Here is a 26,691-nt window from a genome sequence, read left to right on the forward strand (position 1 = left end):
TCTTGTGTGGAACCCGTTATGACAACACTGCTGTTAACACTCAGCGCTCGCTGAGACAATGTTGCTGCCATGCCGTAATAGCCGCCTGAAACATGCGCGAACGTATAGATGTTGTGTTGCAGAGCAGTGTACAGCAGGCAGTATATCGGTTAATGAATGAATTTCCAGACTCTCTTTCCCGTTTCAATCTCGAAAACATGGGGATAGACATATCGACCAAATGCAGCGGCAAATATGTACAGCCTGGAAAAACTGTACATATATTTACCGGTTGGTTGCAAAAAGAACGCGATAAATAACAAGCGATTAATTTGGTGAATGTGTCAATGAGAAATATCTGGCATAGTAATTGATTAATTAATAGTCGTTACAAATCGTTATTATATCTAAATAATTATTCAACTTACGTAAATAAAAGTAAAAAAAAACCGAATGCGAAGCATCCGGTTATAAGAGGGGTAAACAGACATTCAGATTCGAATGACGGTAATAAATAAAGTTAATGATGATAGCGTTAGATATTTTAGTTGCGATTGAAGATTATGGTTTTGCATTCAGTGCTATGATTTTTATTTGTCTTATTATATTGTTTTTAAATGATTTTTTATTGTTTTTTGATTATTTGTGCGTATTTGTTTAGCTATTTGTGCGAAAAAAAGTTCCCTCAAATTTACAAAATGAAACATCTATCATTATGTATGAAACATCTTCAAAGTTTTCGTATCATATTCTCGTTGGATTATTTTTCTATTTTAAGCACAATGATTTTGCCAGCTGATTAGAGGGTTAATCGGCAAGCAGTGGCAATAAAAATGCATATAACAGAGGGTTAATAAAATGAAAGTTAAAGTTCTGTCCCTCCTGGTACCGGCTCTGCTGGTAGCAGGCGCAGCAAATGCGGCTGAAGTTTACAACAAAGATGGCAACAAATTAGATCTGTACGGCAAAGTAGACGGTCTGCACTATTTCTCTGACGACAACGGTTCCGACGGCGATAAGAGCTATGTCCGTTTCGGCTTCAAAGGCGAAACGCAGGTTAACGATCAGGTAACCGGCTACGGTCAGTGGGAATACAACATTCAGGCGAACAGCGAAGAAGGTGCAAGCGACCAGGCATGGACTCGTCTGGCTTTCGCCGGTATCCGCGTTGCTGATGCAGGTTCTTTCGACTACGGTCGTAACTACGGCGTTATCTACGACGTCACTTCCTGGACCGACGTTCTGCCGGAGTTCGGCGGCGATACCTACGGTGCAGATAACTTCATGCAGTCCCGTGCTAACGGCGTTGCAACTTACCGTAACACTGACTTCTTCGGTCTGGTTGATGGTCTGAACTTTGCTCTGCAATACCAGGGTAAAAACGGTAGCGTAAGCGGTGAGAACACCAACGGCCGCAGCCTGCTGAACCAGAATGGTGACGGCTATGGCGCATCTCTGACTTACGATCTGGGCGCGGGTTTCAGCGTGGGCGGCGCGATGTCCTCTTCCAAACGTACTGCTGATCAGAACGCGTCAAACGCAAATCTCTACGGCGAAGGCGATCACGCTGAAGTGTACAGCGGCGGCCTGAAATACGACGCCAACAATATTTACCTGGCAGCACAGTACTCTCAGACCTATAACGCAACCCGTTTTGGTACTTCCAATGGTTCTTCCCCATCAGATGTATACGGTTTTGCCAACAAAGCGCAGAACTTCGAAGTGGTTGCCCAGTACCAGTTCGACTTCGGTCTGCGCCCGTCTATCGCTTACCTGCAATCTAAAGGTAAGGATGTCAGCAACAATACCGGCACTGTTAACTTCGGTGACCAGGATATCCTGAAATACATTGATGTTGGCGCGACCTACTACTTCAACAAAAACATGTCCACCTATGTTGATTACAAAATCAACCTGCTGGACGACAACGACTTCACCAAAGCCGCTGGCATTGCCACCGACAACGTTGTTGCTCTGGGCCTGGTTTACCAGTTCTAAGTTAACAACCGTGATTATTAAGGGGCCGAAAGGCCCCTTTTTTATGTTCCGCGTCGGCCAAAGCTTGCGTTTTAGTGTAGGCTTGCCGCGAGTTAACAAATAACGAGAGACAGAGATGATTTTTCTTCGTGCCGGGGTAGTCGCGGCGTTGTTGTTACTGACCGGTTGCGACGCCGGTAGCAAGGCACAGCCCACCGTGCTGGAAGGCAAAACCATGGGCACTTTCTGGCGCGTTAGTGTAGTCGATATCAGCCCGCAACAGGCGCAAACCCTGCAGCAGAAAATTCAAACGCAGCTGGATGCTGACGATCATCTGATGTCGACCTGGAAGGACGACTCCGCGCTAATGCGCTTTAACCACTCGACCAGCACCGCGCCGTGGCCGGTCAGCGCTGCGATGGCGGATATTGTCACCACCTCGCTGCGTGTCGGCGAAAAAACCGCAGGCGCGATGGATATCACTGTCGGACCGCTGGTTAATTTATGGGGTTTTGGCCCGGATAAACAGCCGGTAAAAACGCCGAGTCAGACACAAATTGATGCGGCGAAAGCGCGTACCGGTTTAGCGCATTTAACCGTGATCAACCGCGCCGGGGAGCAATTCCTGCAAAAAGATCTGCCGGAACTGTTTGTTGACCTTTCGACGGTAGGCGAGGGGTACGCGGCGGATCACCTGGCAAAGTTAATGGAGCAGGAAGGGATCGCGCGTTATCTGGTTTCTGTCGGCGGCGCGTTAGCCAGCCGGGGCATGAACGCGCAAGACCAGCCGTGGCGCGTGGCGATACAGAAACCGACCGATCGTGAGAACGTTGCCCAGGCGGTTGTCGATATCAACGGCCATGGTATTAGCACCTCTGGCAGCTACCGTAACTATTACGAGCTGGACGGCAAACGCATTTCACACATCATCGATCCACGTAGCGGGCGGCCAATCCAGCATGCGCTGGTGTCGGTCACGGTTATCGCGCCCACGGCGCTGGAAGCGGATGCCTGGGACACCGGTTTAATGGTGCTTGGCACCGAGCAGGCAAAAGAGGTAGTGAAGCGGGAAGGGCTGGCGGTATTTATGATTATCAAAGACGGCGACGGTTTCCGTACCTGGATGTCGCCGCAGTTTTCCGCGTTCCTGCTAAGTGAAAAAAATTAAACCGCAAGATTGCGGGTGTCTGGATCCGCGCATACGGGCACAGTGAGGCTAAGCTTACATGAGGAGCCTGACATGAACGACACCACATTATTAGATGAACAGCGCTGGCAAGCGGTGCTGGCCCGTAACGCGCAGGCCGATGGTCAGTTTGTCTTTGCCGTGCTGACCACCGGCATTTTTTGCCGTCCCTCCTGCACGGCACGCCATGCTCTGCGCCAGAATGTGCGTTTTTATCCTGATGTGCAGAGCGCCCTGGTCGCTGGTTTTCGCCCCTGTAAGCGCTGCCAGCCGGATAAAACCCACCCGCAGCAACAGCGGCTGGATAAAGTGGCTAAAGCCTGCCGTTTACTGGAACAGGATACGCCCATCACGCTGGAGCAACTGGCCGCCGAAGTGGCGCTTAGTCCTTATCATTTTCACCGTTTATTTAAATCCGTTACCGGGATGACGCCAAAAGCCTGGCAACTGGCTTTACGCGCTCGCCGCTTACGCAACGCCCTGATTATGAGTGAAACCGTCACCGACGCTGTGCTGGCTGCCGGCTTCCCGGATAGCAGCAGTTATTACCGCCAGGCCGATGCATCGCTGGGGATGACGGCACAGCAGTTTCGTCGCGGCGGCGATGCAACTGATGTCTGGTATACCTTCAGCGACTGCGAGCTGGGACGCTGCCTGGTGGCTGAGAGCGAACGTGGAATTTGCGCCATTTTACTGGCCGACAGTGACGAGCAGCTTCTTGCCCAGTTGCAGGCGATCTTCCCGCGCGCTCAGCGTGCGCAGGCAAATGATGCGTTCAGCGAACGTGTGGCGCACGTTATCGGTCGGCTCGACAATGCCGATGCCCCCTTTACGCTGCCGCTGGATTTGCGCGGCACCGCTTTCCAGTTACAGGTATGGCAAGCACTGCGCGAAATACCCGCTGGTGAGACGGTAAGTTACCAGGCACTGGCGCAAAAGCTGGGTAAACCGCAAGCGGTGCGGGCGGTTGCCAGCGCCTGCGGCGCAAACAAACTGGCAATTGTGATCCCTTGTCATCGCGTGGTGCGCAGCGACGGTGCGCTTTCCGGTTATCGCTGGGGGATGGCGCGCAAAGCTCAGTTGCTCCAGCGAGAACGTAACAAAGAGGAGACGTGATGCTCGATCTGTTTTCCGGAGAACAACCCTGGCAGGAGCCGCTGGCATCGGGCGCTGTTGTGTTGCGGCGCCTTGCATTAGCGCCCGCCGACCAACTGTTACGCGGTATTGCGCAGGTGGTTAGCCAGTCGCCGCTGCGCCATATGGTCACGCCTGGCGGTTATACCATGTCAGTGGCGATGACCAACTGTGGCAAACTCGGCTGGACCACCGATCATCGTGGTTACCTCTACGCGCCAGTCGATCCGCTAACTCAACAGCCGTGGCCGCCGATGCCTGCGGCTTTTTCTGCGTTGTGCCAGCAGGCGAGCGAGGCGGCGGGTTACCCGGATTTTCATCCGGATGCCTGTCTTATCAACCGTTATGTGCCGGGGGCGAAATTGTCGCTGCATCAGGATAAGGACGAACCCGACCTGCGTGCGCCGATTGTGTCGGTGTCGCTCGGTTTACCGGCCGTTTTCCAGTTTGGCGGCCTGAAACGTAGCGATCCGCTGCAACGGCTGATGCTTGAACACGGCGATGTTGTCGTATGGGGCGGCGAGTCGCGGCTCTTTTACCACGGCATTGCGCCGCTAAAAGGCGGCTATCATCCGGCTACCGGTGAGTGCCGCTATAACCTGACATTTCGCCAGGCAGGCAATGGCGAATAAAAATAAGAATTATTCTTGATGTAACCCGATAGCCGTTTAAACTGCTGGCTGATTTTGTTGACCGGGTGTTGTTATGGAACTTCTCCTTCTTGTCTGGCGTCAGTATCGCTGGCCTTTTGTCGGTGTGCTGGCGCTTACCCTCTTGAGCGCCGCGTTTGGTATCGGCCTGATTGCTTTTATTAACCAGCGGCTGATTGAAACAGTGGATATATCGCTGACCGTATTACCGGAGTTTCTCGGTCTGTTGCTGTTACTGATGGCGGTGACGCTGGGATCGCAACTGGCGCTGACTACCCTCGGTCACCATTTTGTCTTCCGTCTGCGCAGTGAATTTATCAAACGTATTCTCGACACCCCGGTCGAGCGCATTGAACAACTGGGTAGCGCCGCGCTGCTGGCCGGTCTGACCAGCGATGTGCGTAATATCACCATCGCCTTTGTGCGCCTGCCGGAACTGGTGCAGGGCATTATTCTGACCGTCGGTTCCTGTATCTACCTGGCGATGCTCTCTGGCAAGATGCTGCTGATCACTGTGCTGTGGATGGCGCTGACCATCTGGGGCGGGTTCGTGCTGGTTTCCCGTGTGTACAAACATATGGCGAGGCTGCGCGAAACAGAAGACAAGTTGTACAACGATTTCCAGACCGTGCTTGAAGGGCGCAAAGAGCTGAATCTCAACCGCGAACGTGCGGAACACATTTTCGACCAGATGTACCTGCCGGATGCGCGTGAGTATCGCCATCATATTATTCGCGCCGATACGTTCCATTTAAGCGCGGTAAACTGGTCGAATATTATGATGCTGGGCGCAATCGGCCTGGTGTTCTGGATGGCAAACAGCCTCGGCTGGGCGGATACCAATGTCGCCGCAACGTATTCCCTGACGCTGCTGTTTTTGCGCACGCCGCTGCTGTCAGCAGTGGGTGCCTTGCCCACGCTACTTAGTGCGCAGGTGGCTTTCAAAAAACTCAAACAGTTTGCGCTGGCACCCTATAAAGCCGAGTTTCCTCGCCCGCAAGCTTTCCCGAACTGGCAAACGCTGGAGCTGCGCGATGTTACCTTTAAATATCAGGACAACGACTTCGCGATTGGCCCCGTCAACATGACGCTGAATCGCGGCGAGCTGGTGTTTTTGATTGGTGGCAACGGCAGCGGCAAGTCGACGCTGGCGATGCTGTTAACCGGGCTGTATCAGCCGGTTTCCGGCGAGATCCTGCTTGATGGCAAACCGATGGCGCAGGATAAACCGGAAGATTACCGCAAATTATTTTCGGCGGTCTTTACCGACGTCTGGTTGTTTGACGACCTGCTGGGGCCGGAAGGCAAGCAGGCGGATCCGGCGCTGGTGGAAAAGTGGCTTGAGCAACTGAAAATGTTGCACAAGCTGGAGCTACACAACGGCAAGATCCTCAATCTGAAGCTGTCGAAAGGGCAGAAAAAACGCGTCGCGCTGCTGCTGGCACTGGCGGAAGAGCGCGATATTTTGCTGCTGGATGAATGGGCGGCGGATCAGGACCCGCATTTTCGCCGCGATTTCTACCAGGTACTACTTCCGTTAATGCAGCAGATGGGCAAAACCATTTTTGCCATCAGCCATGACGATCACTACTTCGAGCATGCCGATCGCCTGCTGGAGATGCGCAACGGCCAGCTCACCGAGTTGGTGGGTGAAGAGCGTGCGCACGCTTCCCGCGACGCAGTAGCACGTACCGCCTGACAGAAACGCCCCTTCTGCCGAGGGGGCGTTCGCTGGTTTTTTATCCAAACGCCTGCGCTGTTTATTATTTTTTACAAAACCTCCCGCTATGCTTAAGGCTACGTCGCTCTGGCTTCGGAGCGCTTTGCCACACTCAGGGACCGGCCAATGCCAGTTATCAAAAAAAACAGCGTCAAACTGCGCGACGAAGAGCGTGCGCGGTTGATTTGGCTGCTCACCACCCATAAACCGCTTACCGCCGCGTTGCTTGGCGAAATCACGCTGGTTGAGCAGGTCGATAGTGCCGAGCTTGAGCACGATCTCGCCGAAGTGAAAGTGCTGGTTTCGCATCTGCCGCCCCCGGATTTGGCTGACACCCTTGAAGCGCTACCGGTGGTTGAGCGCCACGCGTTATGGCGATTAATCGATGATGATAAGCGCGGTAAAGTGCTGCTGGAAGCGTCCGAAAACGTCTGGGATGACCTGATCGATGAGATGAGCGACCGTGCGCTGCTGGATGCGCTCGATACGCTGGATATCGATGAGCAAATCTGGCTGGTGCAGCATCTGCCGCGTAACCTCACCGGGCGGCTAATGGCCACATTGCCGCCGTCAGAGCGCGCCCGCATGCGGCAGGTCATGCGCTATGGCAAAAATTGCGTCGGCGCAATTATGGCGTTTGAAGTCATCACTGTCCGCTCGGAAGTCACGCTGGCGGCTGTCCAGCGCTATCTGCGCCGTCTCGGTAAAATGCCGGAGAACACCGATAAACTGTTTGTTATCGGACGTGATAACCGGCTAATGGGTGAGCTTGGGCTGCAAACTATCCTGCTTAACGCCGCCGGACGGCGGGTGAGCGAGGTTATGGATGCCGATCCGGTCACCTTCTCACCCGAAGACGAAGCGGAAAAAGTGGCGCGCACCTTCGAACGTGACAATTTACTCAGCGCGGCAGTGGTGGATGAAAACGGCATGCTGATGGGGCGTTTGACCATCGATGAAATCGTTGATGTGGTGTACGAAGAGACCGACAACGACATGCGCCAGATGGGGGGCTTAAGTACCGAGGAAGATGTTTTCGCCCCGGTAAGTAAAGCGGTGAAAACTCGCTGGGTATGGCTGGCAACCAACTTGTGTACTGCGTTTATCGCATCACGTGTCATTGATGGTTTCGAACATACCATCTCGCAACTGGTGGCGCTGGCGTCGTTGATGCCGATTGTCGCTGGCATCGGCGGCAATACGGGGAATCAAACCATAACCATGATTGTTCGCGCATTGGCTTTGCAGAACATTCAGCCGGGAAACTTTACCTTTCTTATTCTGCGTGAAATGGGCGTGGCGCTGATTAACGGCCTGGTGTGGGGCGGGATTATGGGCGGTGTCACCTGGTGGCTGTACGACGATGCGGCGCTGGGCGGCGTGATGACGCTGGCAATGGTGCTGAACCTGCTGATGGCGGCGCTAATGGGGGTATTAATCCCGATGGTGATGACCCGGCTGGGGCGCGACCCGGCGGTCGGCTCCAGCGTGATGATCACCGCCATTACCGATACCGGCGGCTTCTTTATTTTTCTTGGACTAGCGACGATTTTTTTGCTGTAAACAGGCTTTTTTCCCGCAGCGCTGCTGGCGTAATCGCCAGTGTAACCAGCCCGGCAACAACGCCGATAGCCAGATTACCGGTGCTGACGGTAGCAACAACGGTGACCAGCATCACCAGCGTTTCAACAACCGGTGCCCGCATTAGCGTCGCAGGTTGCAAACTGTTCCAGTTAAAGGTCTTAAACGCGACAATCGCCATAATCCCGGCCAATACCACCATCGGGATTTTCGCCATCACGTCGCTTAATACCGTTACCAGCAGCAACAGCACCAGCGCAGCCGCAAGGGTTGATATACGCGAGCGGCCTTTGCCCATCTCCACGTTGACAATGGTCTGACCGATCATGGCGCAGCCTGCAATTCCGCCGTAGAAACCCGCCAGAATATTCGCGATCCCAAGCCCGGTGCTTTCCCGGCTTTTATTCGATGGCGTATGGGTCAGATCATCGACCAATTTGGCAGTCAGCAGCGACTCCATCAGGCCGACAAACGCGATACTCAACGCGCACGGCCAGACAATGCTCAGCGTATGCAGATTCAATGGCACCAGCCATTGCGTCAGGCCTGGCAAACCGCCCTGCATAGAACCTTCATCCCCCACGGTGGGCAGCAACTGACCGGTAAAAACGGTGAACGCCGTGAGCAGCACAATCGCCACCAGCGGTGCAGGAATACTTTTAACCCAGCGCGGGAGCCACAGCACAATCAGAATGGTCAGGGCGAACAGCGCCAGAATAAGGGGATCTTTATGCCAGAAATGCGGTACCTGAGCGAAGAAAATCAATATCCCCAGCGCATTAACAAAGCCGGTCATCACTGCGTGTGGGATAAAGCTCATCAGCCGCGACATTCCGCTCAGACCGAAAATAATCTGGATCACACCGGCGAGTAAAACCGCCGGCAAGATGTATTCCACACCGTTTTGATGAACCATCGGACCGATAACCAATGCGACTGATCCCGCCGCCGCCGTGACCATTGCCGGGCGCCCGCCGAGCAAAGACATGCTAAAACAAAGCACTACTGATGCAATCAGGCTTACTTTCGGGTCTACACCTGCGATAACAGAAAATGAGATAACTTCCGGGATCAGCGCCAGCGCGGTGATAACGCCTGCCAGAACTTCACGGGTAAAAAGCTGTGGTGAGCGCAGGAGGTGGCTTACGCGCAGTGCAGAATGGGTTGATTTTTCAGTCATAAAGGTTCGCAGGTGAGGGTTGCCAGAAAAACAGCGACAAACAGTATCCCTGCGTTCAGCAAAGCGGGGGATGATAGCAGATTTCCAGCCAATGTGACCAGCAATAAGTGTTAAATTTAATGCAAAAAATCAACTTATTAGTAACATTAATACAATGAATATTTAATGTTTAAACATTATTTAAATCTCACTTTTTAAGTGCTACGGTAGGGATGCTAACTACTTTACCCTCAATAAATGCGAATAAAGCAGCACTAAAAGTAAGGCAATATCATCATGAAAAAAATGACTGCCAGGCTGTTTTCGATGGCTGTCGGGCTTAATGCTGTCTCAAAAGCAGCAAAAACGTCCGCATCGAAAGAGCAGGAAACAGATGTGCTTTTAATCGGTGGTGGGATCATGAGCGCCACGTTGGGAACCTGGTTGCAGGATCTCGAACCCACCTGGTCGATTACCATGGTGGAACGGCTGGATGCCCTGGCGGAAGAGAGCTCGAACGGCTGGAATAATGCCGGAACCGGGCATGCCGCCTTAATGGAACTGAATTACACCCCACGCAGCGCGGACGGCTCTGTCAGTATTAAAAAAGCGATTGAAATCAACGAAGCATTTCGCATTTCTCGCCAGTTCTGGGCGCATCAAGTGAAAACCGGTGTTTTGCGCGAACCGCGTTCATTTATCAATACCGTGCCGCATATGAGCCTCGTCTGGGGCGATGATAACGTGAACTTCCTGCGTGCGCGCTACAAAGCGTTGCAGCAGTGTTCCCTGTTCCGCGGTATGCGCTATTCCGAAGATGCCGAACAGATCAAACAGTGGGCGCCGCTGGTGATGGAAGGGCGTGATGCCGGGCAAAAAATTGCCGCCACGCGTACCGAAATCGGCACCGATGTGAACTTTGGCGAACTGACGCGTCAGATGATTGGTTCATTGCAGAAAAAAGAGAACTTCGCTTTGCAACTGGGCACGGAAGTGCGCGGCCTCAAACGCAATGCCGACAACAGCTGGAATGTGACGCTGCATAACCTGCAAAGCGGCGCGGAACAGGTCATCAAGGCGAAGTTTATTTTTATTGGTGCCGGTGGCGCAGCGCTGAAGTTGTTGCAGGCATCTGGTATTCCGGAAGCGGCAGACTATGCGGGATTCCCGGTTGGCGGGCAATTCCTGGTTGCGGAAAACCCAGCGGTGGTCAACCACCATCTGGCAAAAGTCTACGGCCAGGCGACCGTGGGTGCGCCTCCTATGTCGGTACCGCATATTGATACGCGCATTATCGATGGTAAACGCGTGCTGTTGTTTGGGCCATTCGCTACGTTTTCGACGCGTTTTCTGAAAAATGGTTCTCTGTGGGATCTGCTGCGTTCGACTAACTCGTCGAATATTCTGCCAATGCTGACCGTGGGGATGACCAACTTCAGCCTGGTGAAATATCTGGTTAACCAGGTGCTGCAAAATGAGGACGACCGCTTCGACGCGCTGCGTGAGTACTATCCGCTGGCGCAGAAAGAGGACTGGCGTTTGTGGCAGGCGGGTCAGCGTGTGCAGATCATCAAACGCGAAACGGGCAAGGGCGGTGTTTTACGTCTCGGAACCGAAGTTGTGAGCGATAAAGAAGGCACCATTGCCGCGCTGCTTGGCGCGTCACCAGGCGCCTCGACCGCAGCGCCAATCATGCTGGAGTTGATGGAAAAAGTGTTTGCTGAGCGTTTCGCTTCTGATGCCTGGCAGGCAAAACTGAAAGAGATCATTCCTTCTTTCGGCACCGAGCTGAATGGCAACATTGAAGCCGCTGACCAGGAACTGCGCTACACCAGCGAGATCCTCGGCCTGAAATGCGACGAGTCGCTGGTGGCAGATATCACGCCGCCAGTGCAAAAACCGACAACACAGCCGCACAACGACGGCGAGCAGGTTGCGGATATTGCGCTGTAATTGCTTTTGTAAAATGAAAATCCCGGCTACATTGCCGGGATTTTTTTATGCACAAGGCAGATTAATTTTGTTTGTATTTCACGTGAAGGAAGTAGTTAATCGTTTTAAGTCTGCAATTACTTTTCAGTATAATTAATATTGATCCTAAATAATTTCAACGAGAAATAAAAATTAACGGTTCAGATATTCCTGATATATGGCTTAAGTCGTGGCGTTTTCCTGTTAGAATCGCCAGTCTTTCAAGATGGTGCGATAAATATGAACAGGATTGTTCTATAGGTAAACATAATGGCCTCTAAAATAAATAAGCTGATCAGTTCAGCACTGAATAACTCCAGCGCAAATGAAGCGGCACAGGCACTTAAAATGGCTGCCAATAGCATGCAGAAAGAGGGACTGAATCCGAAAGACTTTTTGGCCTCGAAAGATGAACGGAATGCCGAGCTGGAATTACTGAGATCTGAATATGCTGATTTGCAACAAACATGTGAAAGTATGCGCCATGCCACCTCGCGCCTGGAGCGTGAGTTAGAAGCTGCCAGAAAAGGCGGAGGCAATTATGCTGATCTGCGTGAAGCCAAGGAACTTGCTATAAAATGGCACCGTATCTCGCAAGAACACGAGGCACATTTAAACGTATTGGGCCCGGCTGCGACTGCGGCGCAGGAAACCATAAAACGGCAAGGCGAAAAGCTGAGCGACTTGCGCGATTGGGTAAAGACCCTGATTTTATTAACAGGAGTAGCCTCTGTTGGTGGTTATGTTTTTGGCGGTGCTGCTGCGAATAATTCAATGAATGAGAGTATCGATGCGTTGCGCTTACAACTAGACAATAAAGATGAAAAGATAGCTGCGCTTCAAAAACAGATCCAAATCTCGGCGGCTAAACCCACGGCTAAACGTAAAACAGAGCAGCCGCAAGATAGTAACCAGAATAAGAAAGCGAATATATTTGATCAATTCGATGACAATTCCGCGGATAGCAAACTTACCGCGCAAGGCTCATATGGGCGCAAAGGAATATATAATTTAAAAGCGGATTGCGTGAATGCTCGCGGTAATATATTTAGCCCGCAATGGAAAGTGGATATCAATAATTTTTTGGTTGAAGAGTCAACGCGCATTCTACCTGATGGCTATTCGCTCTCCTTGCCGGATAAATCCATTCCAGGAGTCGGACAAAAATTCAAACTGACCTATCAGGGCGGGAGTGTTGTCAATTGCACGGTGGTTGACGCTTCGTAATAGCCTGCTTTTAGTAACAAGCCACATGTTTTACCTTCATTTTACCTTTGTTTTACCTTAGGCAAATCGCAGGCATAAAAAAACCAACCACAATGGGTTGGTTTTCTTGAGGTTTTTTGGTCGGCACGAGAGGATTTGAACCTCCGACCCCTGACACCCCATGACAGTGCGCTACCAGGCTGCGCTACGTGCCGACATGTGGCGCTAATAGTACCCTTTTCATGGCTGATTGCAAGCTAAGGGCAGGCTGAGTGATTCATAATTAATCAATCAGTTAGCGATAAAACGTTTTTCATCCGTCAGAACCTGCAGCAGCAAACTGAGTTGTGGTTTCTGATCGCGAATTTTCTCACCCTGCACATTCCAGGTCTGGTAATTCCCATTCTGATTCAGCACCAGCGTCAATTCCGGCGTGGTAATCGCCAGCACGTCGCTATCGGCAGCGGTTACCCAGTTATGACGGCGCGTGGCGGTAAACAGATCCTGACCTTGCGAATACTCGCTTGCTGGCGTGCTGACATGCAACAGTCGTTGCATCAGCGTGGCCATAATGTCTTTATGATCAGTTAATTTGCCAACGCGTTGCGCCGGCGTCCCCGGCCAATGCACAACCAACGGTACATGCAACCGGCTGCGTGACCAGTCAAAATGGTTATCTTCTTTGCTTTCCGGAACGCCGTGTCCGGCGGTAATAATCACCACCGTATCATCAAGCTTACCGGAGGCGCGCAGGGCATCCAGCACGCGGGCAATTTGATCGTCGACATTGGCCGCCGCCCGGCCATATTTACGGGCAAAGCCTGGCTGCGTCATATCAACAGACGCTGTGCCGTTTAGCGAAATCCACGAGAACCAGCGGTTATCTTCCTGTGCATAATGCCCGAGCCAGCTAATCCACTGGTCGGCGGTTTGCTCATCGCTCTGCACTTTTGCCGCGGGCAGAGAAAAATCAGACAGCAGCGCCTGGCGATAGAGCGGGCTGCTGAAACCGTCTGAAGAGAACAGCCCCAGTTGATAACCCTGCTGGTTAAAGGCGGTAATAAGCGCCGCCGGAATACGCGCCGACAGCACGCCATCCATATAACTTGGCGATATGCCATAAAACAGGCCGAAATAGCCGCCGTCAGCGCTATTGCCAGAACTCATATGTTGCGTAAACGTGACGTTTTGCTGGGCGAAACTCGCCAGCTGCGGCATCTGTTTCTCATAACGTGAATAGTTGAGACCGTCGACGGTAATCAGCAATACGTTTTGGCCGGAACCCATATCCTGGTAACGCAAATCACTTAGCGGATACTGTACCGATACCGCTTCCGGGTTGCCTTGCTCAACAAGGCGACGCTGGTAATCCTGCGCATCCAGTAGCCCATGTTTTTCCAGAAAACGACGCGCGGTCATCGGGTAGGAGAGCGGCAGATTCGCCCGCTGCATGGTAATTGGGCGATAGAAATTGGCGTCGGCCCAAATGTACATCACATGGGTGGCAACAAAGGCGACGAAGAAAAAAGCGGCCAACGGTTTGGCGAAATGGCGACGCCGGGTAAGGCTGCGCAGTTTCTGCCAGCTCCAGGTCGCAAACAACATCTCAATCAGCAGGATCACCGGTACGCTGATAAACATTAATTGCCAGTCGCGCGCGGTTTCGTTCTGGTCCGGGTTTATGACCAGTTCCCAGACGATCGGGTTGAGATGCAGGTGAAACCGGGTAAAGACTTCGCTGTCGATCAGCAACAGCGTCATGCCGGCGGTTGCCAGCAGTGCGGACAGCACGCGCATCAGCCGCTGGGACATCACAATAAATGTCAGTGGAAACAGCACCAGCAGATAGGTGGCGAACACCAAAAAACTAAAATGCCCGACCACGCTCAGATAGGAGTAAATACGCCCGGAGAGGGTGGTCGGCCAGTCGGCAACAAACAGATAACGGCTACCGAGCACGATGGACAACAGAATGTTGAACAACGCGAACCAGTGCCCCCAGCTTACCATCTGGGAGACTTTTTCACGGTAGCGCTGACGATTGGTCACCATAAACTGTCGATATTTCCCTTAATGCGCCTGGTCGTCGCCGATGGACGATTGTAACGCCTGCGCGAAAGACTTCGCGATAGCCTGACGCTGTGCGGGGGCGACGCTGGTGTTAATCAGGTTCGTCACCATATTGCCCAACACCATCAGGGATAGATCGGTCGGTGCTTTGTGTTTTTCCAGTACGTTAGCCAGCTCACTCAGAAGCTTTTCAACGTGTTCATCACTGTAGCGGGAGATTTGTGGCATAAATCGAAATCAGTCTGTTCATGAAAGGGCAACATATTACCGTAGCAACAGCTTTTTTTCTGCTTTTTTATCAGCAGTTGCACAGTCGCGTTGGTGGTGGTTGAATACCGCCGGTCTAAAAGGAGAGTTTATCATGAGTCTGGACATCAACCAGATTGCCCTGCACCAGCTTATCAAACGTGATGAGCAAACCCTCGAACTGGTGCTGCGCGATTCTTTGCTGGAACCCACCGCGCCTGTTGAAGAGATGGTCGCTGAATTACACCGGGTTTACAGTGCGAAAAATAAAGCCTATGGCCTGTTTAACGATGAGAGCGAGCTGGCACAAGCGCTGCGTCTTCAGCGCCAGGGTGAAGAAGAGTTTCTGGCCTTCAGCCGTGCGGCAACCGGGCGCTTACGTGATGAACTGGCAAAATATCCGTTCGCTGATGGCGGTATTGTGCTTTTCTGCCACTACCGCTACCTGGCGGTGGAATATCTGCTGATCGCGGTGCTGAACAACTTAAGCAGCATGCGTGTTAATGAACATCTGGATATCAGCTCTACACACTATCTGGATATTAATCATGCGGATATCGTCGCGCGTATCGATCTCACGGAGTGGGAAACCAATCCGGAGTCGACGCGCTACCTGACATTTCTTAAAGGCCGGGTAGGGCGAAAAGTCGCCGATTTCTTTATGGATTTCCTCGGGGCTAGCGAAGGGCTGAACGCCAAAGCGCAGAACCGCGGGTTGTTGCAAGCGGTGGACGATTTTACCGCCCAGGCGGAGCTGGACAAATCAGAACGCCAGACGGTGCGCCAGCAGGTTTACACCTACTGTAACGAGCAGTTGCAGGCGGGCGAAGAGATTGAACTGGCCTCGCTCTCCAAAGAACTGGCAGGCGTGAGCGAAGTCAGTTTCGAGGAGTTCACCGTAGGTCAGGGCTACGAGCTGGAAGAGAGCTTCCCGGCGGATCGCAGCACGCTGCGTCAACTGACCAAATATGCCGGTAGCGGTGGCGGCCTGACCATCAATTTTGATGCTTTACTACTCGGTGAGCGCATTTTCTGGGATCCGGCGACCGATACGCTGACCATTAAAGGTACGCCGCCGAATCTGCGCGACCAGCTGCAACGCCGCTTGTCCGGCGGGAAGTGATCCTCTGAACCTGCCCGTGCGGGCAGGTTGTCTGCTTTACGCCCCACGGCAGCCGTTAGCCCGGGTATCGATTTCACATTACTGCGCGCGAACATTGCTCAACCAGCTTAAATGCGAGCTGGCAGTGAAAGAGGATTATTCACGTATGGGCGGGCCAGCCGCTTATCGATAGCGAGCGGGCATAAAAAAACCCCGCCGGAGCGGGGTTTCTTCAACTTGTCGGCGATTAAGCGCGAACGAAGTCGATGTGGTTCAGTTTGGCTTTGTACGGGTGACGTTGTACAGCCTGAACTTTCACTTTTACTTCTTTGCCATCAACAGCGATGGTCAGAACTTCGCTGTAGAACTCAGCTTTCGCCTGCATGTTCCACAGTTTGTCGTGATCCAGTTCGATAGCGATTGGCGCTTCAGTTCCACCGTAAACGATAGCCGGGAACTTGTTAGCAATACGCAGGCGGCGGCTCGCACCCTTACCCTGCTCTTTACGTACTTCTGCGTTAATAGTAAACATTTGAATCTCTCTTAAATAATCCTGTTACAGGCGACCCAGCAACAGGCAGATGATCGGCTTTGCGGATGCAAAAGCGGGCGGTATTCTATCCCTGAATGTTCGATACATCAATCAAAAGCGCGTTTATCCCCGTAATTCATGTGCCCGCCGGAAACGGCCTTCATAATCGAACACTTTTTCCCGCACTTGCCAGTACTGGCCTTTCATGCGCGCGACGACGAAATCAGGGGGGCGTAATAACGCCTGCTGCGCCACGATATCTGCTGCGACAATCCAGCGCAGCGGCACGCCTGGCGTGCGAGTGTGTGGGCGAATAAAGAGTTGCTCAAAGGCGGTACGTTGCGCGGCGGTTTGCAGACGGAAGCGCTCACTGACATCCGCGCCATCTTCATCGTAATAGGTGATTTTCAGCCATTCGCCTTTTTCATCCGTACCCTGTTGCAACGTCATGCCACTGCAGCGCAGCACCAGCGCATCCTTCAGTTTCAGCGCCGCTTTTAGCATATCGTCCGGGTCGACCAGCACCGTATCGCAGGTGCGACAGCGCCGGGCGGCAATATCATTTTCTGCATTGCACTGCGGGCAGTTTTTAAAGCGAAAACGGAAATCGCATTGCTCGCGGTGGCCGTCAACATCTTCCAGCCAGCCCTGGCAGCGGCGACCGAAATGTTCAATCAGCGTACCGTCGGCGGTGGTTTTTCCCCAAAATGTATTGGCAAAACCGCATGCCGGGCAGAACACTTGCACCGGCACATTATCGCTTTTTCCTTTTGGCGCGCCGATTTCCGGGGCGTAGAGATCGTGCGGGTTGCCCGTGTAGTCAAGGATTAAACAGTCAGTTTTTCCCGGTGCGAGGCGCAGGCCGCGACCGACAATTTGCTGATACAGGCTGACGGATTCTGTCGGGCGCAGAATGGCTATCAAATCCACATGCGGCGCATCAAAGCCCGTTGTCAGCACCGCTACGTTGACCAGAAAGCGAAATTGTTGCTTTTTGAAGGCTTCGATTAAGGCATCACGCTGCGGACCGGGGGTTTCACCAGTAATTAGCGCTGCGTCATTGGCAGGTAACAAGCCCGTTATCTCGCGTGCATGTTCAACGGTGGCGGCAAAAATCATCGCCCCTTTGCGCGTCTGCGCAAATTCGACAATCTGGCTAACAATGTGCGGCGTAACGCGCTGCTGCTTTTTCAGTTCGCGGTTCAAATCCGCTTCGCTAAAAAGGCCATTACTTTGTGCCTGCAAACGGCTGAAATCATACTGCACGACCGGCATATCCAGCCGTTCTGGTGGTGTGAGGTAACCGTGTTTAATCATGTAGCGCAGCGGCAGTTCATAAATGCAGTCGCGAAACAGCGCTTTTTCATCACCGCGCACCATTCCATGATAGTGAAAACGGTAAATCCAGCCTTTACCGAGGCGAAAAGGTGTCGCCGTCAGGCCTAGCAAACGCAGGTGAGGGTTCACTTCGCGCAAGTGGCTGAGGATTTGCTGATATTGGCTGTCATCGTCGTCGCTGATGCGGTGGCACTCATCGACCACCAGCAGGGAAAACTCACCCTGAAACTGCGCCAGATTACGCGCGACGGACTGGACGCTGCCAAACACCACTTTGCCGTGGCTCTGTTTGCTTTTAAGACCGGCGGCGAAAATATCGGCCTCCAGCCCAAGCGCGACATACTTCGCGTGGTTTTGCGCCACCAGCTCTTTAACATGCGCCAGCACCAATACGCGCCCGCGCGCAAGCCGCGCCAGTTCGGCGATAACCAGGCTTTTTCCTGCACCGGTGGGCAGCACAATGACTGCAGGTTCGGCATGTTGACGGAAGTGGGCGAGGGTGGCGTCCACCGCTTCGCGTTGATAGGGGCGTAAAGTAAAAGTCATTATCTCGCAGAGGTTGCACATTCACGCTGCACAGTATGCCACGAATCTTTCCTTTGAGCGGTCTGTGATGCTCGTTATACTGTTCAGGTACTCATTTCTGTTTTCGGGCGCATTGCCCGCACCCAGCACCATACAGGCAAAAAAATTTCATGCGACTTGATAAGTTTATCGCTCAGCAACTCGGCGTCAGCCGCGCTATTGCCGGGCGTGAAATCCGCGGCCAGCGCGTTACGGTTAATGGTGAGATCGTCAGAGATACCGCCTTTAAACTGCAACCCGAACACGAGGTTGAATACGACGGCAATTCCCTCGTTCAGCAAAATGGCCCGCGCTACTTTATGCTGCACAAACCAGAAGGCTACGTCTGCTCGACGGACGATCCGGATCACCCGACGGTACTCTATTTCCTTGATGAGCCGGTGGCGCATAAGCTGCATGCGGCAGGGCGCCTGGATATTGATACCACCGGTCTGGTATTGATGACCGACGACGGTCAATGGTCGCACCGCATCACTTCGCCGCGCCATCACTGCGAAAAAACCTATCTGGTAACGCTTGAATCACCGGTGGCAGATGACACCGCTGAGCAGTTTGCCCGTGGCGTACAGTTGCATAATGAAAAAGATCTCACCAGGCCTGCGGTGCTGGAAGTTATCACGCCGACACAGGTACGTCTGACCATCAGCGAAGGGCGTTATCACCAGGTAAAACGGATGTTCGCCGCCGTCGGCAATCATGTCGTGGGGCTGCACCGCGAGCGCATTGGTGCGATTGAGCTTGATGAGGATCTCGGACCGGGCGAATACCGGCCATTAACCGAAGACGAAATTGCCAGCGTTGGCATGCCACCCCGCTAATTCAGGAGATTTACGTGACCCGCAGGCCACACTCATCACTGAGCATTGTGTTTATTCTTGGCCTGTTGGCCATGCTGATGCCGTTATCCATCGATATGTATCTGCCTGCGTTGCCGGTGATTGCCGAACAGTTTGGCGTTCCGGCGGGCAGCGCTCAGATGACGCTGAGCACCTATATTCTGGGTTTTGCGGTCGGCCAGTTGTTATACGGGCCGATGGCCGACAGCATCGGACGTAAGCCGGTTATTCTCGGCGGCACGCTGGTTTTTGCCGCCGCAGCGGTTGCTTGTGCGCTGGCGCAGAGCATCGAACAGTTGATTACCATGCGTTTTTTCCATGGTCTTGCGGCGGCTGCGGCAAGCGTGGTGATTAACGCGCTGATGCGCGATATCTATCCGCGTGAGGAGTTCTCCCGCATGATGTCGTTTGTCATGCTGGTGACAACTATTGCGCCGCTGCTGGCACCGATGATTGGTGGTGCAGTTTTGGTGTGGTTCAACTGGCACGCTATTTTCTGGATCCTGGCGATTGCCGCATTGCTGGTCTCGGCAATGATTGTCTTTTTTATCCGCGAAACGCTGCCGGTTGAAAAACGGCAAAAATTTCATTTTCGCACCACGCTTGGCAACTTCGCGTCGCTGTTTCGCCATAAACGCGTGCTGAGCTATATGCTGGCGAGCGGTTTCAGCTTTGCTGGTATGTTCTCTTTTCTCAGCGCCGGGCCGTTTGTCTATATCGAAATTAACCATATCTCGCCGCAGGACTTTGGTTACTACTTTGCGCTGAACATCGTGTTCCTGTTTGTGACGACAATGATTAATGGTCGCATCGTTCGCCGCGTTGGTGCACTGAACATGTTCCGCAGTGGGCTGTGGGTGCAATTTGCCATGGCGTTGTGGATGGTGGTGACTGCACTGATGGATGTCGGTTTCTGGTCGCTGGTGCTGGGCGTTGCGGCGTTTGTCGGCTGCGTTGCGCTGGTGGCTTCAAACGCGATGGCGGTGATCCTGGATGAGTTTCCGCATATGGCGGGCACGGCCTCATCGCTGGCGGGGACGTTCCGTTTTGGCATTGGCGCCATTGTGGGTGCGCTGCTATCGATGGCGACCTTTAACACCGCCTGGCCGATGATTTGGTCAATTACCTTCTGCGCTACCTGCTCGATTCTCTTCTATCTCTACGCCAGTCGGGCGAAAAAACCGGCGTAACCTACCTGAACAGGGAGCAAAAACGCTCCCTTTTTTGATACATGTCAACCAGAAACAACTTACCATTCCACGCATTTGTTTATTTTATGTAAAATCCGTTCGTGTAAAAAGTCACATCATTGTAGTGAAAAAGGTTGAGTTAGATCTCAGAAACGGGTACATATACCCCGAAACCGGGTCTGTCGCTTACCCATAAAATCCTGATAAATGAGCGTCTACCCAACACGTCACGCGGGATGCGTTCATTTCTGTGTGGTTGACAGGATGAATTGTCAATAATGTGTTAATATAAGTGTGAAATATTTGTGAAGTAAAAGTACTTCTGGGGAAAGAACGTGAATACATTACAGCTCTCCATCATCCACCGTCTGCCCCAGTGCTATCGCTGGTTAGAGGGTTTTGCAGGTGCCAAAGTTGAACCGATTCCGCAAAATGGTCAGTCAGCGGACGACACGCTTGTCGCCTTAAAACTGTTGAGCCCGGATGGCGACAACGCATGGCCTGTCATGCACAAACTCAGCCAGGCGCTGAGCGATATCGAAGTGAATTGCTCCGTGCTTGAGTGCGAAGGGGAACCGTGTCTGTTCGTCAACTGCGAGGACGAGTTCGCGGCGACATGCCGCCTGAAAAACTTCGGCGTTGCCATCGCGGAACCCTTCTCCGGACAAAATCCTTTCTGATTTAGCTTAATGCCAGAAGCTGGCGTGTATACGCCTGGGCAGGCGCATCAAATACATGTCGGCACTCTCCTTGTTCCACTACTTCACCCTCTTTCAGCACAATCACTTGATGGCACAATGTGCGCACAACCTGCAGGTCGTGGCTGATGAAGATGTACGCCAGCCGGTAGGTTTCCTGCAATGATTTCAGCAGCGCGAGAATTTGCGCCTGCACAGTGCGGTCCAGCGACGATGTCGGTTCATCGAGAATAATCAGCTCAGGCTTGAGGATCAGCGCACGGGCGATAGCGATACGCTGACGCTGGCCGCCGGAAAACTCACCGGGGAAGCGGTGCCGCGTTTCGGCATTCAGTCCGACTTCACGCATCACATCGATCACACGCTGTTCGCGCTGTTCACGCGATAATTCCGGGTGATGCACTCGCAGCCCCTCTTCGATAATTTGCTGCACGTTCAGCCTTGGGTTCAGGGCTGAGTTCGGATCCTGAAAGACCACCTGAATGCGATGGCGCACCGGCAGCATCTGCTTGCGGTTCCATTGATGCAGCGGTTTGTTATCAAACAGGATCGTCCCGCGCGAGGCTACCAGACGCAGCAGCGCTAAGCCAGTGGTGCTTTTCCCCGAACCGGATTCTCCCACCAGGCCGAGCGTTTCACCGGGGCGCAACGTAAAGCTGATGTCCTTCACCACCGTGTTGTTATCCACCACGCGCTTAAAGATCCCTTTGCGAACAGGGAAGCTAACGGCGAGATTTTCGACCCGCAACAAGGGCTGTGCATCGGGATGAAGGGCGACGGGCTCGCCGCTGGGCTCGCTATTGAGCAGCTTTTGCGTATACGGATGCGTCGGTGCGCTGAACAAGCTATGTGCACTGTTTTGCTCGACACAGCGGCCGTTTTGCATCACCGCCACATTGTCCGCCAGCTTACGCACAATGCTTAAATCGTGGGTGATAAACAGCAGCCCCATGTTCAGCTCATCGCGCAGTTCGCGCAATAACGTCAGAATTTGCGCCTGTACAGAGACATCAAGTGCGGTCGTCGGCTCATCGGCAATCAGCAGTTCAGGACGCGTGAGCAGCGCCATGGCGATCATCACGCGCTGGCGCTCGCCGCCGGAAAGCTGATGCGGGAAATCGCCCAGGCGCGCGCGGGCGTTGCGGATGCCCACGCGATCCAGACAATCAAGAATTTCTGCCCGCGCCGCTTCACGCCGTATGCCGCGATGCAACGAGAGCACTTCATAGAGCTGTTTTTCCAGCGTATGCAGCGGGTTCAGGGAGACCATCGGCTCCTGGAAAATCATGGCGATTTTATTACCACGCACGCCGCGCAAGGTTCTTTCGCTGGCATGCAATAACGAATCGCCATGAAACAGAATATCGCCGGAAGGGTAGACCACCGGCGGAGAAGGGAGCAGGCGCAGGATCGATAACGCGCTAACGCTTTTACCGGAACCGGATTCGCCCACCAGTGCCAGCGTTTCGCCCGCCTCAATCCGTAAGGAGAGGTCATTGACGACAGGATGCAGCGTTTCACGCTGGCGAAAGGCAATACTCAGCGCATCGACAGAGAGCAGAGGAGTCGCCATATTACACCGCCTTATTGGGGTCAAACGCGTCGCGCACGGCTTCGCCAATAAAAATCAGCAGCGAAAGCAGCAGCGCGGTGGAGACAAAAGCGGCGATACCCAGCCACGGTGCCTGTAAATTGTTTTTCCCCTGCAGCAGTAATTCGCCGAGCGACGGTGAGCCGAGCGGCAGACCAAAGCCGAGGAAATCGAGCGACGTGAGCGTGCCGATCGAGCCACAAAGGATAAACGGCAGGAATGTCAGCGTCGCGACCATCGCATTGGGCAGCATATGACGCAGGATAATGCCGCGATCGCCCACGCCCATGGCCTGCGCGGCGCGGATATAGTCGAAATTACGCGTACGCAGAAATTCGGCCCGCACGACGCTCACCAGCGTCATCCAGCCGAACACCACCGTGATGCCGAGAAGCCACCAGAAGCCAGGTTGGATCACACTCGAAAGTAAGATGATTAAAAACAGCGTCGGTAATCCTGACCAGACTTCAATAAAGCGCTGACCGAGTAGATCGATTTTACCGCCGTAATAACCCTGTACCGCACCGGCCAGAATACCGATAACGCTGGAAAAGAGAGTCAGCATTAAACCGAACAGTAGCGAGATGCGCGTGCCGTAAAGGAGTCGCGCCAGCACATCTCCGCCGTTCGCATCGGTACCGAGCCAGTTTTGCGCCGAAGGCGGGGAAGGGAAGGGCTGTGTGGTGGCGTAGTTGATGCTACGCGCACCAAAACGCACCGGTGCCCACAGCACCCATCCGTGCTCTTCAAGCTGTTTTTGCAGCCACGGATCCTGGTAATCAGCAGGTGTGGCGAAGGGACCGCCAAAGTCGCTTTCGCTGTAATCTCTCACCACGGGCGCGAACCAGTGCCCCTGATAGCGCACCAGCAGAGGCTTATCGTTAGCCACCAGCTCGGCACACAAACTCAGAATAAAAATCACCAGGAAAATCCACAGCGACCAGTAGCCACGGCGGTTATGGCGAAAACGCGCCCAGCGCGCCCGGTTGATGTAGCTTAATTGAATCATCAGCGCCCCTCGAAATCGATTCGCGGATCCACCAGCGTATAGGTGATATCACTGAGGATATTCAGCAGCAGGCCGATCAAAGAGAAAATATAGAGTGTGCCAAACATCACCGGATAGTCCCGCGAGACGGTGGCTTCATAACCCAACAGCCCCAGCCCGTTTAGGGAAAAAATCACCTCAATCAGCAACGAACTGGTAAAAAACATGCTGATAAATGTCGCCGGGAAACCGGCAATCACCAGCAGCATGGCGTTACGAAATACATGTTTGCGCATAATATTGCGTTCGCTGACACCTTTGGCGCGCGCGGTCACCACATACTGCTTGCGGATCTCGTCAAGGAAGGAGTTTTTGGTCAGCATGGTCAGCGCGGCGAAACCACCAATCACTGTTGCCAGCACCGGTAGAGCGATGTGCCATAAGTAGTCAGTAATTTGCTTATACCACGGCAACGTGTCGAAGTTAGTCGACACCAGCCCGCGTAGCGGGAAGAAGTCGTAATAGCTGCCGCCCGCGAAGAAAATAATCAACAAGATGGCAAACAGAAAAGGCGGAATGGCGTAGCCGACAATAATCAGCGCGCTGCTCCAGCTATCAAAGCGGCTACCGTTATAGACTGCTTTGCGAATACCAAGGGGAATCGACACCAGGTAGATAATTAGCGTGCCCCACAGGCCAATAGTCACCGAAACCGGTAGGCTGTCTTTAATCAGCTGCAACACCGACGCGCTACGAAACAGGCTGTCGCCAAAGTCGAAACGCGCATAATCCCACAGCATTTTGAAATAGCGCTGGTACATCGGTTTATCAAAGCCGTAGCGCTTTTTGATCTCTTCAATGACTTGCGGATCAAGGCCGCGACCACCGCGATAGTGGCTGTTATTGCTCAACGCATCGCCGACGCCTGTGCGTGCATGTGTGGCGCCCATTCCGCCACCGCCGCTACCGGGGAGGTTGCTTTGATCGCCATACTCAATAGCCGCAATAGCCTGATCGACCGGGCCGCCGGGCGCAATCTGCACGATAAAAAAGTTGATAGTGATAATTGCCCAAATCGTAGGGATGATCAGCAATAACCGGCGAATGAGATACGCGCCCATCTCTTCTCCTTAACGTCTGGCAGCGGGCAGTTTCGCCGCCTTGTTTACGTCATACCACCAGGTGTCGAATCCGAGCGAGTAGACGGGGCGAATGCCGGGCATGGAAAACTTATCCCAATAGGCGACGCGATCGGCTGCCATGTACCACATTGGCAGCATGTAAAAGTTCCAGGTCAGCACGCGATCCAGCGCGCGTCCGAGCGGAAGTAACTTCTCTTTATTTCCCTGCCAGCGGTTGATCTGCGCGATAAGATTATCGACCGCCGGGTTTTTGACGCCGGCAGCATTATACGAAGAGTCGATGTATTGCGAGCTCCAGGAGATTTGCAAATCGCCGCTCGGCCACGGTTGCGCGCGCCACAGACTCGGCATCATGTCATAGTCGCGGCTGCGCAGACGATTGGTGGCCTGCGAGTTATCGACCTGGCGCACATCCATATTGATGCCAAGCCGCGCAAGGTTGTGCTGAAACGGCAAAACCCACTGCGTATTGCCGCCGGAGGGCAGCAGCAGTTCAAAGGTGAAAGGCTTGCCGGTTTTCGCGTTAACGCGCTGCTGATTTTTCAGTATCCAGCCGGATTCCGTGAGCAGTTTATCGGCTTTCAGCAGGTTTTCGCGGTCATAGCCGTCCGCGTTTGATTTCGCGGGCGAATAAATAGAGGTAAACACTTCCGGCGGCACTTGCGCTTTTAGCGGCGCCAGAAGCGTCAGTTCATCGGCATCAGGGTAGTTGCGCGCCGCATATTCGGTGTTCTGGAAATAGCTGTTGGCGCGGCTGTATGCTCCGTAGAACAGCGCTTTGTTCATCCATTCAAAATCAAAGGCCAGCGATACGGCTTCGCGCACGCGGCGATCGCTAAATACCGGACGCGTGGTGTTAAACGCCAGCCAGCGCGTGTCCTGTGCGGAGGTGTTTGGCTGCTCATCTTTAACGATATAGCCCCGGCTGAAATTGCTGCCGATATAGCGCGTCGCCCAGTTTTTCGCATCGCCTTCGCTGCGCAGGTCGTAAGCGCCCGCTTTGAAAGCTTCAAACGCCACGTTGTCATCAAGGTAGTAGTCGTAACGAATATTATCGAAATTCCAGCGCCCCCGATTCACCGGCAAATTGGCTGCCCAGTAATCGCGAACGCGGGTATAGGCAATATATTGCCCCATGCGCCAGGTACTGATGCGATAGGGGCCACTGCCTAGCGGCGGGCGGGCGAGCGGATCGCTCAGCTTATGATCTTTCCAGAATTTCTCCGGCATAACGGGCAGCGTTAACAGGCTGAGCATGTCCTCTTTACCCGGTTTCGCCAGCACAATGCGCACGGTCAGCGGCGAAATGGCTTTGACGGTCGTGCCTTTGTAGATCAGGCGGAACTGCGGCACGCCTTCGGTCATAAACTTCTGAAAGGTAAACGCGACGTCGCTGGCGCGGATGGGGGAACCGTCATGAAATATTGCCCGCGGATTGATGCTGATCTCCATCCATGAATAATCATCGGCGTAGCGCGCCATTTCAGCGACCAGCGGGTAATAGCTCCCCGGTTCATCGTCCGAGGTGGTAAACAGGGCGTCGTAGAGCGATTCGGTGCGCACCGCTGCATTACCGCGTAGTGCGAAACGGTTGAAGTTATCAAACGTACCAATCACGGACAGCGTGACGTTGCCGCCTTTAGGCGCGGCAGGATTCACGTAGTCGAAATGGGAAAAATTGATCGCGTATTTGGGCTCGCCAATAACGGCAAATGAGTAGCTTTCTTTTATGGTTTGCGCCTGACATGTCAGGCCGACTAAAGCCAGCAATAAAGCTGAAATGCGCACAAACTTCATCCGGTGTGTTCCT

At 53.3% G+C, this 26,691-nt stretch carries 21 protein-coding genes and 1 tRNA gene; 12 read left to right on the forward strand and 10 right to left on the reverse strand.

Features of this window, described 5'->3' with window-relative positions:
* The first annotated feature begins 837 nt into the window (after positions 1 to 837).
* The 6 genes from ACFX4U_RS12825 (at position 838) to mgtE (ending at position 8,209) form a co-directional block, all read left to right on the forward strand.
* Complete coding sequence (locus ACFX4U_RS12825) at positions 838 to 1,977, forward strand: porin OmpC (RefSeq protein WP_313506629.1); 1,140 nt, start codon at positions 838 to 840, stop codon at positions 1,975 to 1,977.
* A 115-nt stretch (positions 1,978 to 2,092) separates the two neighbouring features.
* The gene (gene apbE / locus ACFX4U_RS12830; protein WP_313506630.1) at positions 2,093 to 3,124 is read left to right on the forward strand and encodes an FAD:protein FMN transferase ApbE; all 1,032 of its coding nucleotides are present in this window, start codon (positions 2,093 to 2,095) and stop codon (positions 3,122 to 3,124) included.
* A gap of 72 nt (positions 3,125 to 3,196) precedes the next feature.
* Positions 3,197 to 4,258: a bifunctional DNA-binding transcriptional regulator/O6-methylguanine-DNA methyltransferase Ada gene (gene ada, locus ACFX4U_RS12835; protein ID WP_313506631.1), complete on the forward strand. Its 1,062-nt coding sequence runs from the start codon at positions 3,197 to 3,199 to the stop codon at positions 4,256 to 4,258.
* Positions 4,258 to 4,908, forward strand: coding sequence for a DNA oxidative demethylase AlkB (gene alkB / locus ACFX4U_RS12840; RefSeq protein ID WP_313506632.1), 651 nt, complete (start codon positions 4,258 to 4,260; stop codon positions 4,906 to 4,908). Before ada ends, alkB begins: the two co-directional genes overlap by 1 nt.
* A 73-nt stretch (positions 4,909 to 4,981) precedes the next feature.
* Positions 4,982 to 6,625, forward strand: coding sequence for a multidrug ABC transporter permease/ATP-binding protein (locus ACFX4U_RS12845; RefSeq protein ID WP_313506633.1), 1,644 nt, complete (start codon positions 4,982 to 4,984; stop codon positions 6,623 to 6,625).
* A gap of 147 nt (positions 6,626 to 6,772) precedes the next feature.
* Positions 6,773 to 8,209, forward strand: a complete 1,437-nt coding sequence (gene mgtE / locus ACFX4U_RS12850) for a magnesium transporter (protein ID WP_200550372.1) — start codon at positions 6,773 to 6,775, stop codon at positions 8,207 to 8,209.
* Here mgtE and ACFX4U_RS12855 read toward each other — a convergent pair.
* On the reverse strand, positions 8,172 to 9,407 hold the full coding sequence (locus tag ACFX4U_RS12855; protein ID WP_313506634.1) for a SulP family inorganic anion transporter: 1,236 nt from the start codon (positions 9,405 to 9,407) through the stop codon (positions 8,172 to 8,174). The genes mgtE and ACFX4U_RS12855 overlap by 38 nt on opposite strands.
* 276 nt (positions 9,408 to 9,683) lie before the next feature.
* On the opposite strand from ACFX4U_RS12855, the gene mqo reads away from it, so the two are divergent.
* Positions 9,684 to 11,339 carry a malate dehydrogenase (quinone) gene (gene mqo / locus ACFX4U_RS12860; protein WP_313506636.1) on the forward strand — a complete coding sequence of 552 codons (1,656 nt, stop codon included), beginning with the start codon at positions 9,684 to 9,686 and terminating at the stop codon, positions 11,337 to 11,339.
* Between the two features lie 288 nt (positions 11,340 to 11,627).
* Positions 11,628 to 12,584 carry a hypothetical protein gene (locus tag ACFX4U_RS12865; RefSeq protein WP_313506637.1) on the forward strand — a complete coding sequence of 319 codons (957 nt, stop codon included), beginning with the start codon at positions 11,628 to 11,630 and terminating at the stop codon, positions 12,582 to 12,584.
* Between the two features lie 117 nt (positions 12,585 to 12,701).
* On the opposite strand, the gene ACFX4U_RS12870 is transcribed toward ACFX4U_RS12865, so the two are convergent.
* The 3 genes from ACFX4U_RS12870 to ACFX4U_RS12880 all read right to left on the reverse strand — a co-directional run bounded on the left by ACFX4U_RS12870 (position 12,702) and on the right by ACFX4U_RS12880 (position 14,861).
* A tRNA-Pro gene (locus ACFX4U_RS12870) sits at positions 12,702 to 12,778 on the reverse strand.
* A 76-nt stretch (positions 12,779 to 12,854) separates the two neighbouring features.
* On the reverse strand, positions 12,855 to 14,615 hold the full coding sequence (yejM, locus tag ACFX4U_RS12875; protein WP_313506638.1) for an LPS biosynthesis-modulating metalloenzyme YejM: 1,761 nt from the start codon (positions 14,613 to 14,615) through the stop codon (positions 12,855 to 12,857).
* Between the two features lie 18 nt (positions 14,616 to 14,633).
* On the reverse strand, positions 14,634 to 14,861 hold the full coding sequence (locus ACFX4U_RS12880) for a YejL family protein (RefSeq protein ID WP_017458551.1): 228 nt from the start codon (positions 14,859 to 14,861) through the stop codon (positions 14,634 to 14,636).
* Between the two features lie 133 nt (positions 14,862 to 14,994).
* On the opposite strand from ACFX4U_RS12880, the gene yejK reads away from it, so the two are divergent.
* Positions 14,995 to 16,002, forward strand: coding sequence for a nucleoid-associated protein YejK (gene yejK, locus ACFX4U_RS12885; protein ID WP_313506640.1), 1,008 nt, complete (start codon positions 14,995 to 14,997; stop codon positions 16,000 to 16,002).
* A gap of 226 nt (positions 16,003 to 16,228) precedes the next feature.
* Here yejK and rplY read toward each other — a convergent pair whose 3' ends face one another.
* Both rplY and ACFX4U_RS12895 read right to left on the reverse strand, forming a co-directional pair.
* Positions 16,229 to 16,513: a 50S ribosomal protein L25 gene (rplY, locus tag ACFX4U_RS12890; protein ID WP_305735489.1), complete on the reverse strand. Its 285-nt coding sequence runs from the start codon at positions 16,511 to 16,513 to the stop codon at positions 16,229 to 16,231.
* Between the two features lie 123 nt (positions 16,514 to 16,636).
* Positions 16,637 to 18,397, reverse strand: coding sequence for a DEAD/DEAH box helicase (locus ACFX4U_RS12895; protein ID WP_313506641.1), 1,761 nt, complete (start codon positions 18,395 to 18,397; stop codon positions 16,637 to 16,639).
* Positions 18,398 to 18,546: 149 nt separating this feature from the next.
* Here ACFX4U_RS12895 and rsuA point away from each other — a divergent pair, with 149 nt between their 5' ends.
* From rsuA to ACFX4U_RS12910, 3 genes are all read left to right on the forward strand, one after another.
* Positions 18,547 to 19,254 carry a 16S rRNA pseudouridine(516) synthase RsuA gene (rsuA, locus tag ACFX4U_RS12900; protein ID WP_313506642.1) on the forward strand — a complete coding sequence of 236 codons (708 nt, stop codon included), beginning with the start codon at positions 18,547 to 18,549 and terminating at the stop codon, positions 19,252 to 19,254.
* A 14-nt stretch (positions 19,255 to 19,268) separates the two neighbouring features.
* Entirely contained in the window at positions 19,269 to 20,462 is a 1,194-nt protein-coding gene (locus tag ACFX4U_RS12905) for a Bcr/CflA family multidrug efflux MFS transporter (protein ID WP_305735492.1), read from the forward strand.
* 335 nt (positions 20,463 to 20,797) lie between these two features.
* Positions 20,798 to 21,142, forward strand: a complete 345-nt coding sequence (locus tag ACFX4U_RS12910) for a YejG family protein (RefSeq protein ID WP_017458545.1) — start codon at positions 20,798 to 20,800, stop codon at positions 21,140 to 21,142.
* Between the two features lies 1 nt (position 21,143).
* Here ACFX4U_RS12910 and yejF read toward each other — a convergent pair whose 3' ends face one another.
* The 4 genes from yejF to ACFX4U_RS12930 are packed head-to-tail and all read right to left on the reverse strand — an operon-like array spanning position 21,144 to position 26,678.
* Entirely contained in the window at positions 21,144 to 22,733 is a 1,590-nt protein-coding gene (yejF, locus tag ACFX4U_RS12915; protein WP_313506643.1) for a microcin C ABC transporter ATP-binding protein YejF, read from the reverse strand.
* A gap of 1 nt (position 22,734) precedes the next feature.
* Positions 22,735 to 23,760, reverse strand: a complete 1,026-nt coding sequence (locus tag ACFX4U_RS12920; protein WP_200550384.1) for a microcin C ABC transporter permease — start codon at positions 23,758 to 23,760, stop codon at positions 22,735 to 22,737.
* Complete coding sequence (locus tag ACFX4U_RS12925; protein WP_017458542.1) at positions 23,760 to 24,860, reverse strand: microcin C ABC transporter permease YejB; 1,101 nt, start codon at positions 24,858 to 24,860, stop codon at positions 23,760 to 23,762. The genes ACFX4U_RS12920 and ACFX4U_RS12925 overlap by 1 nt, the downstream gene beginning before the upstream one ends.
* 9 nt (positions 24,861 to 24,869) lie before the next feature.
* Positions 24,870 to 26,678: an extracellular solute-binding protein gene (locus ACFX4U_RS12930; protein ID WP_313506645.1), complete on the reverse strand. Its 1,809-nt coding sequence runs from the start codon at positions 26,676 to 26,678 to the stop codon at positions 24,870 to 24,872.
* Positions 26,679 to 26,691 lie beyond the last annotated feature (13 nt).

It is taken from the genome of Kosakonia sp. YIM B13588 (assembly GCF_042788165.1).
Lineage (GTDB): Bacteria > Pseudomonadota > Gammaproteobacteria > Enterobacterales > Enterobacteriaceae > Kosakonia > Kosakonia sacchari.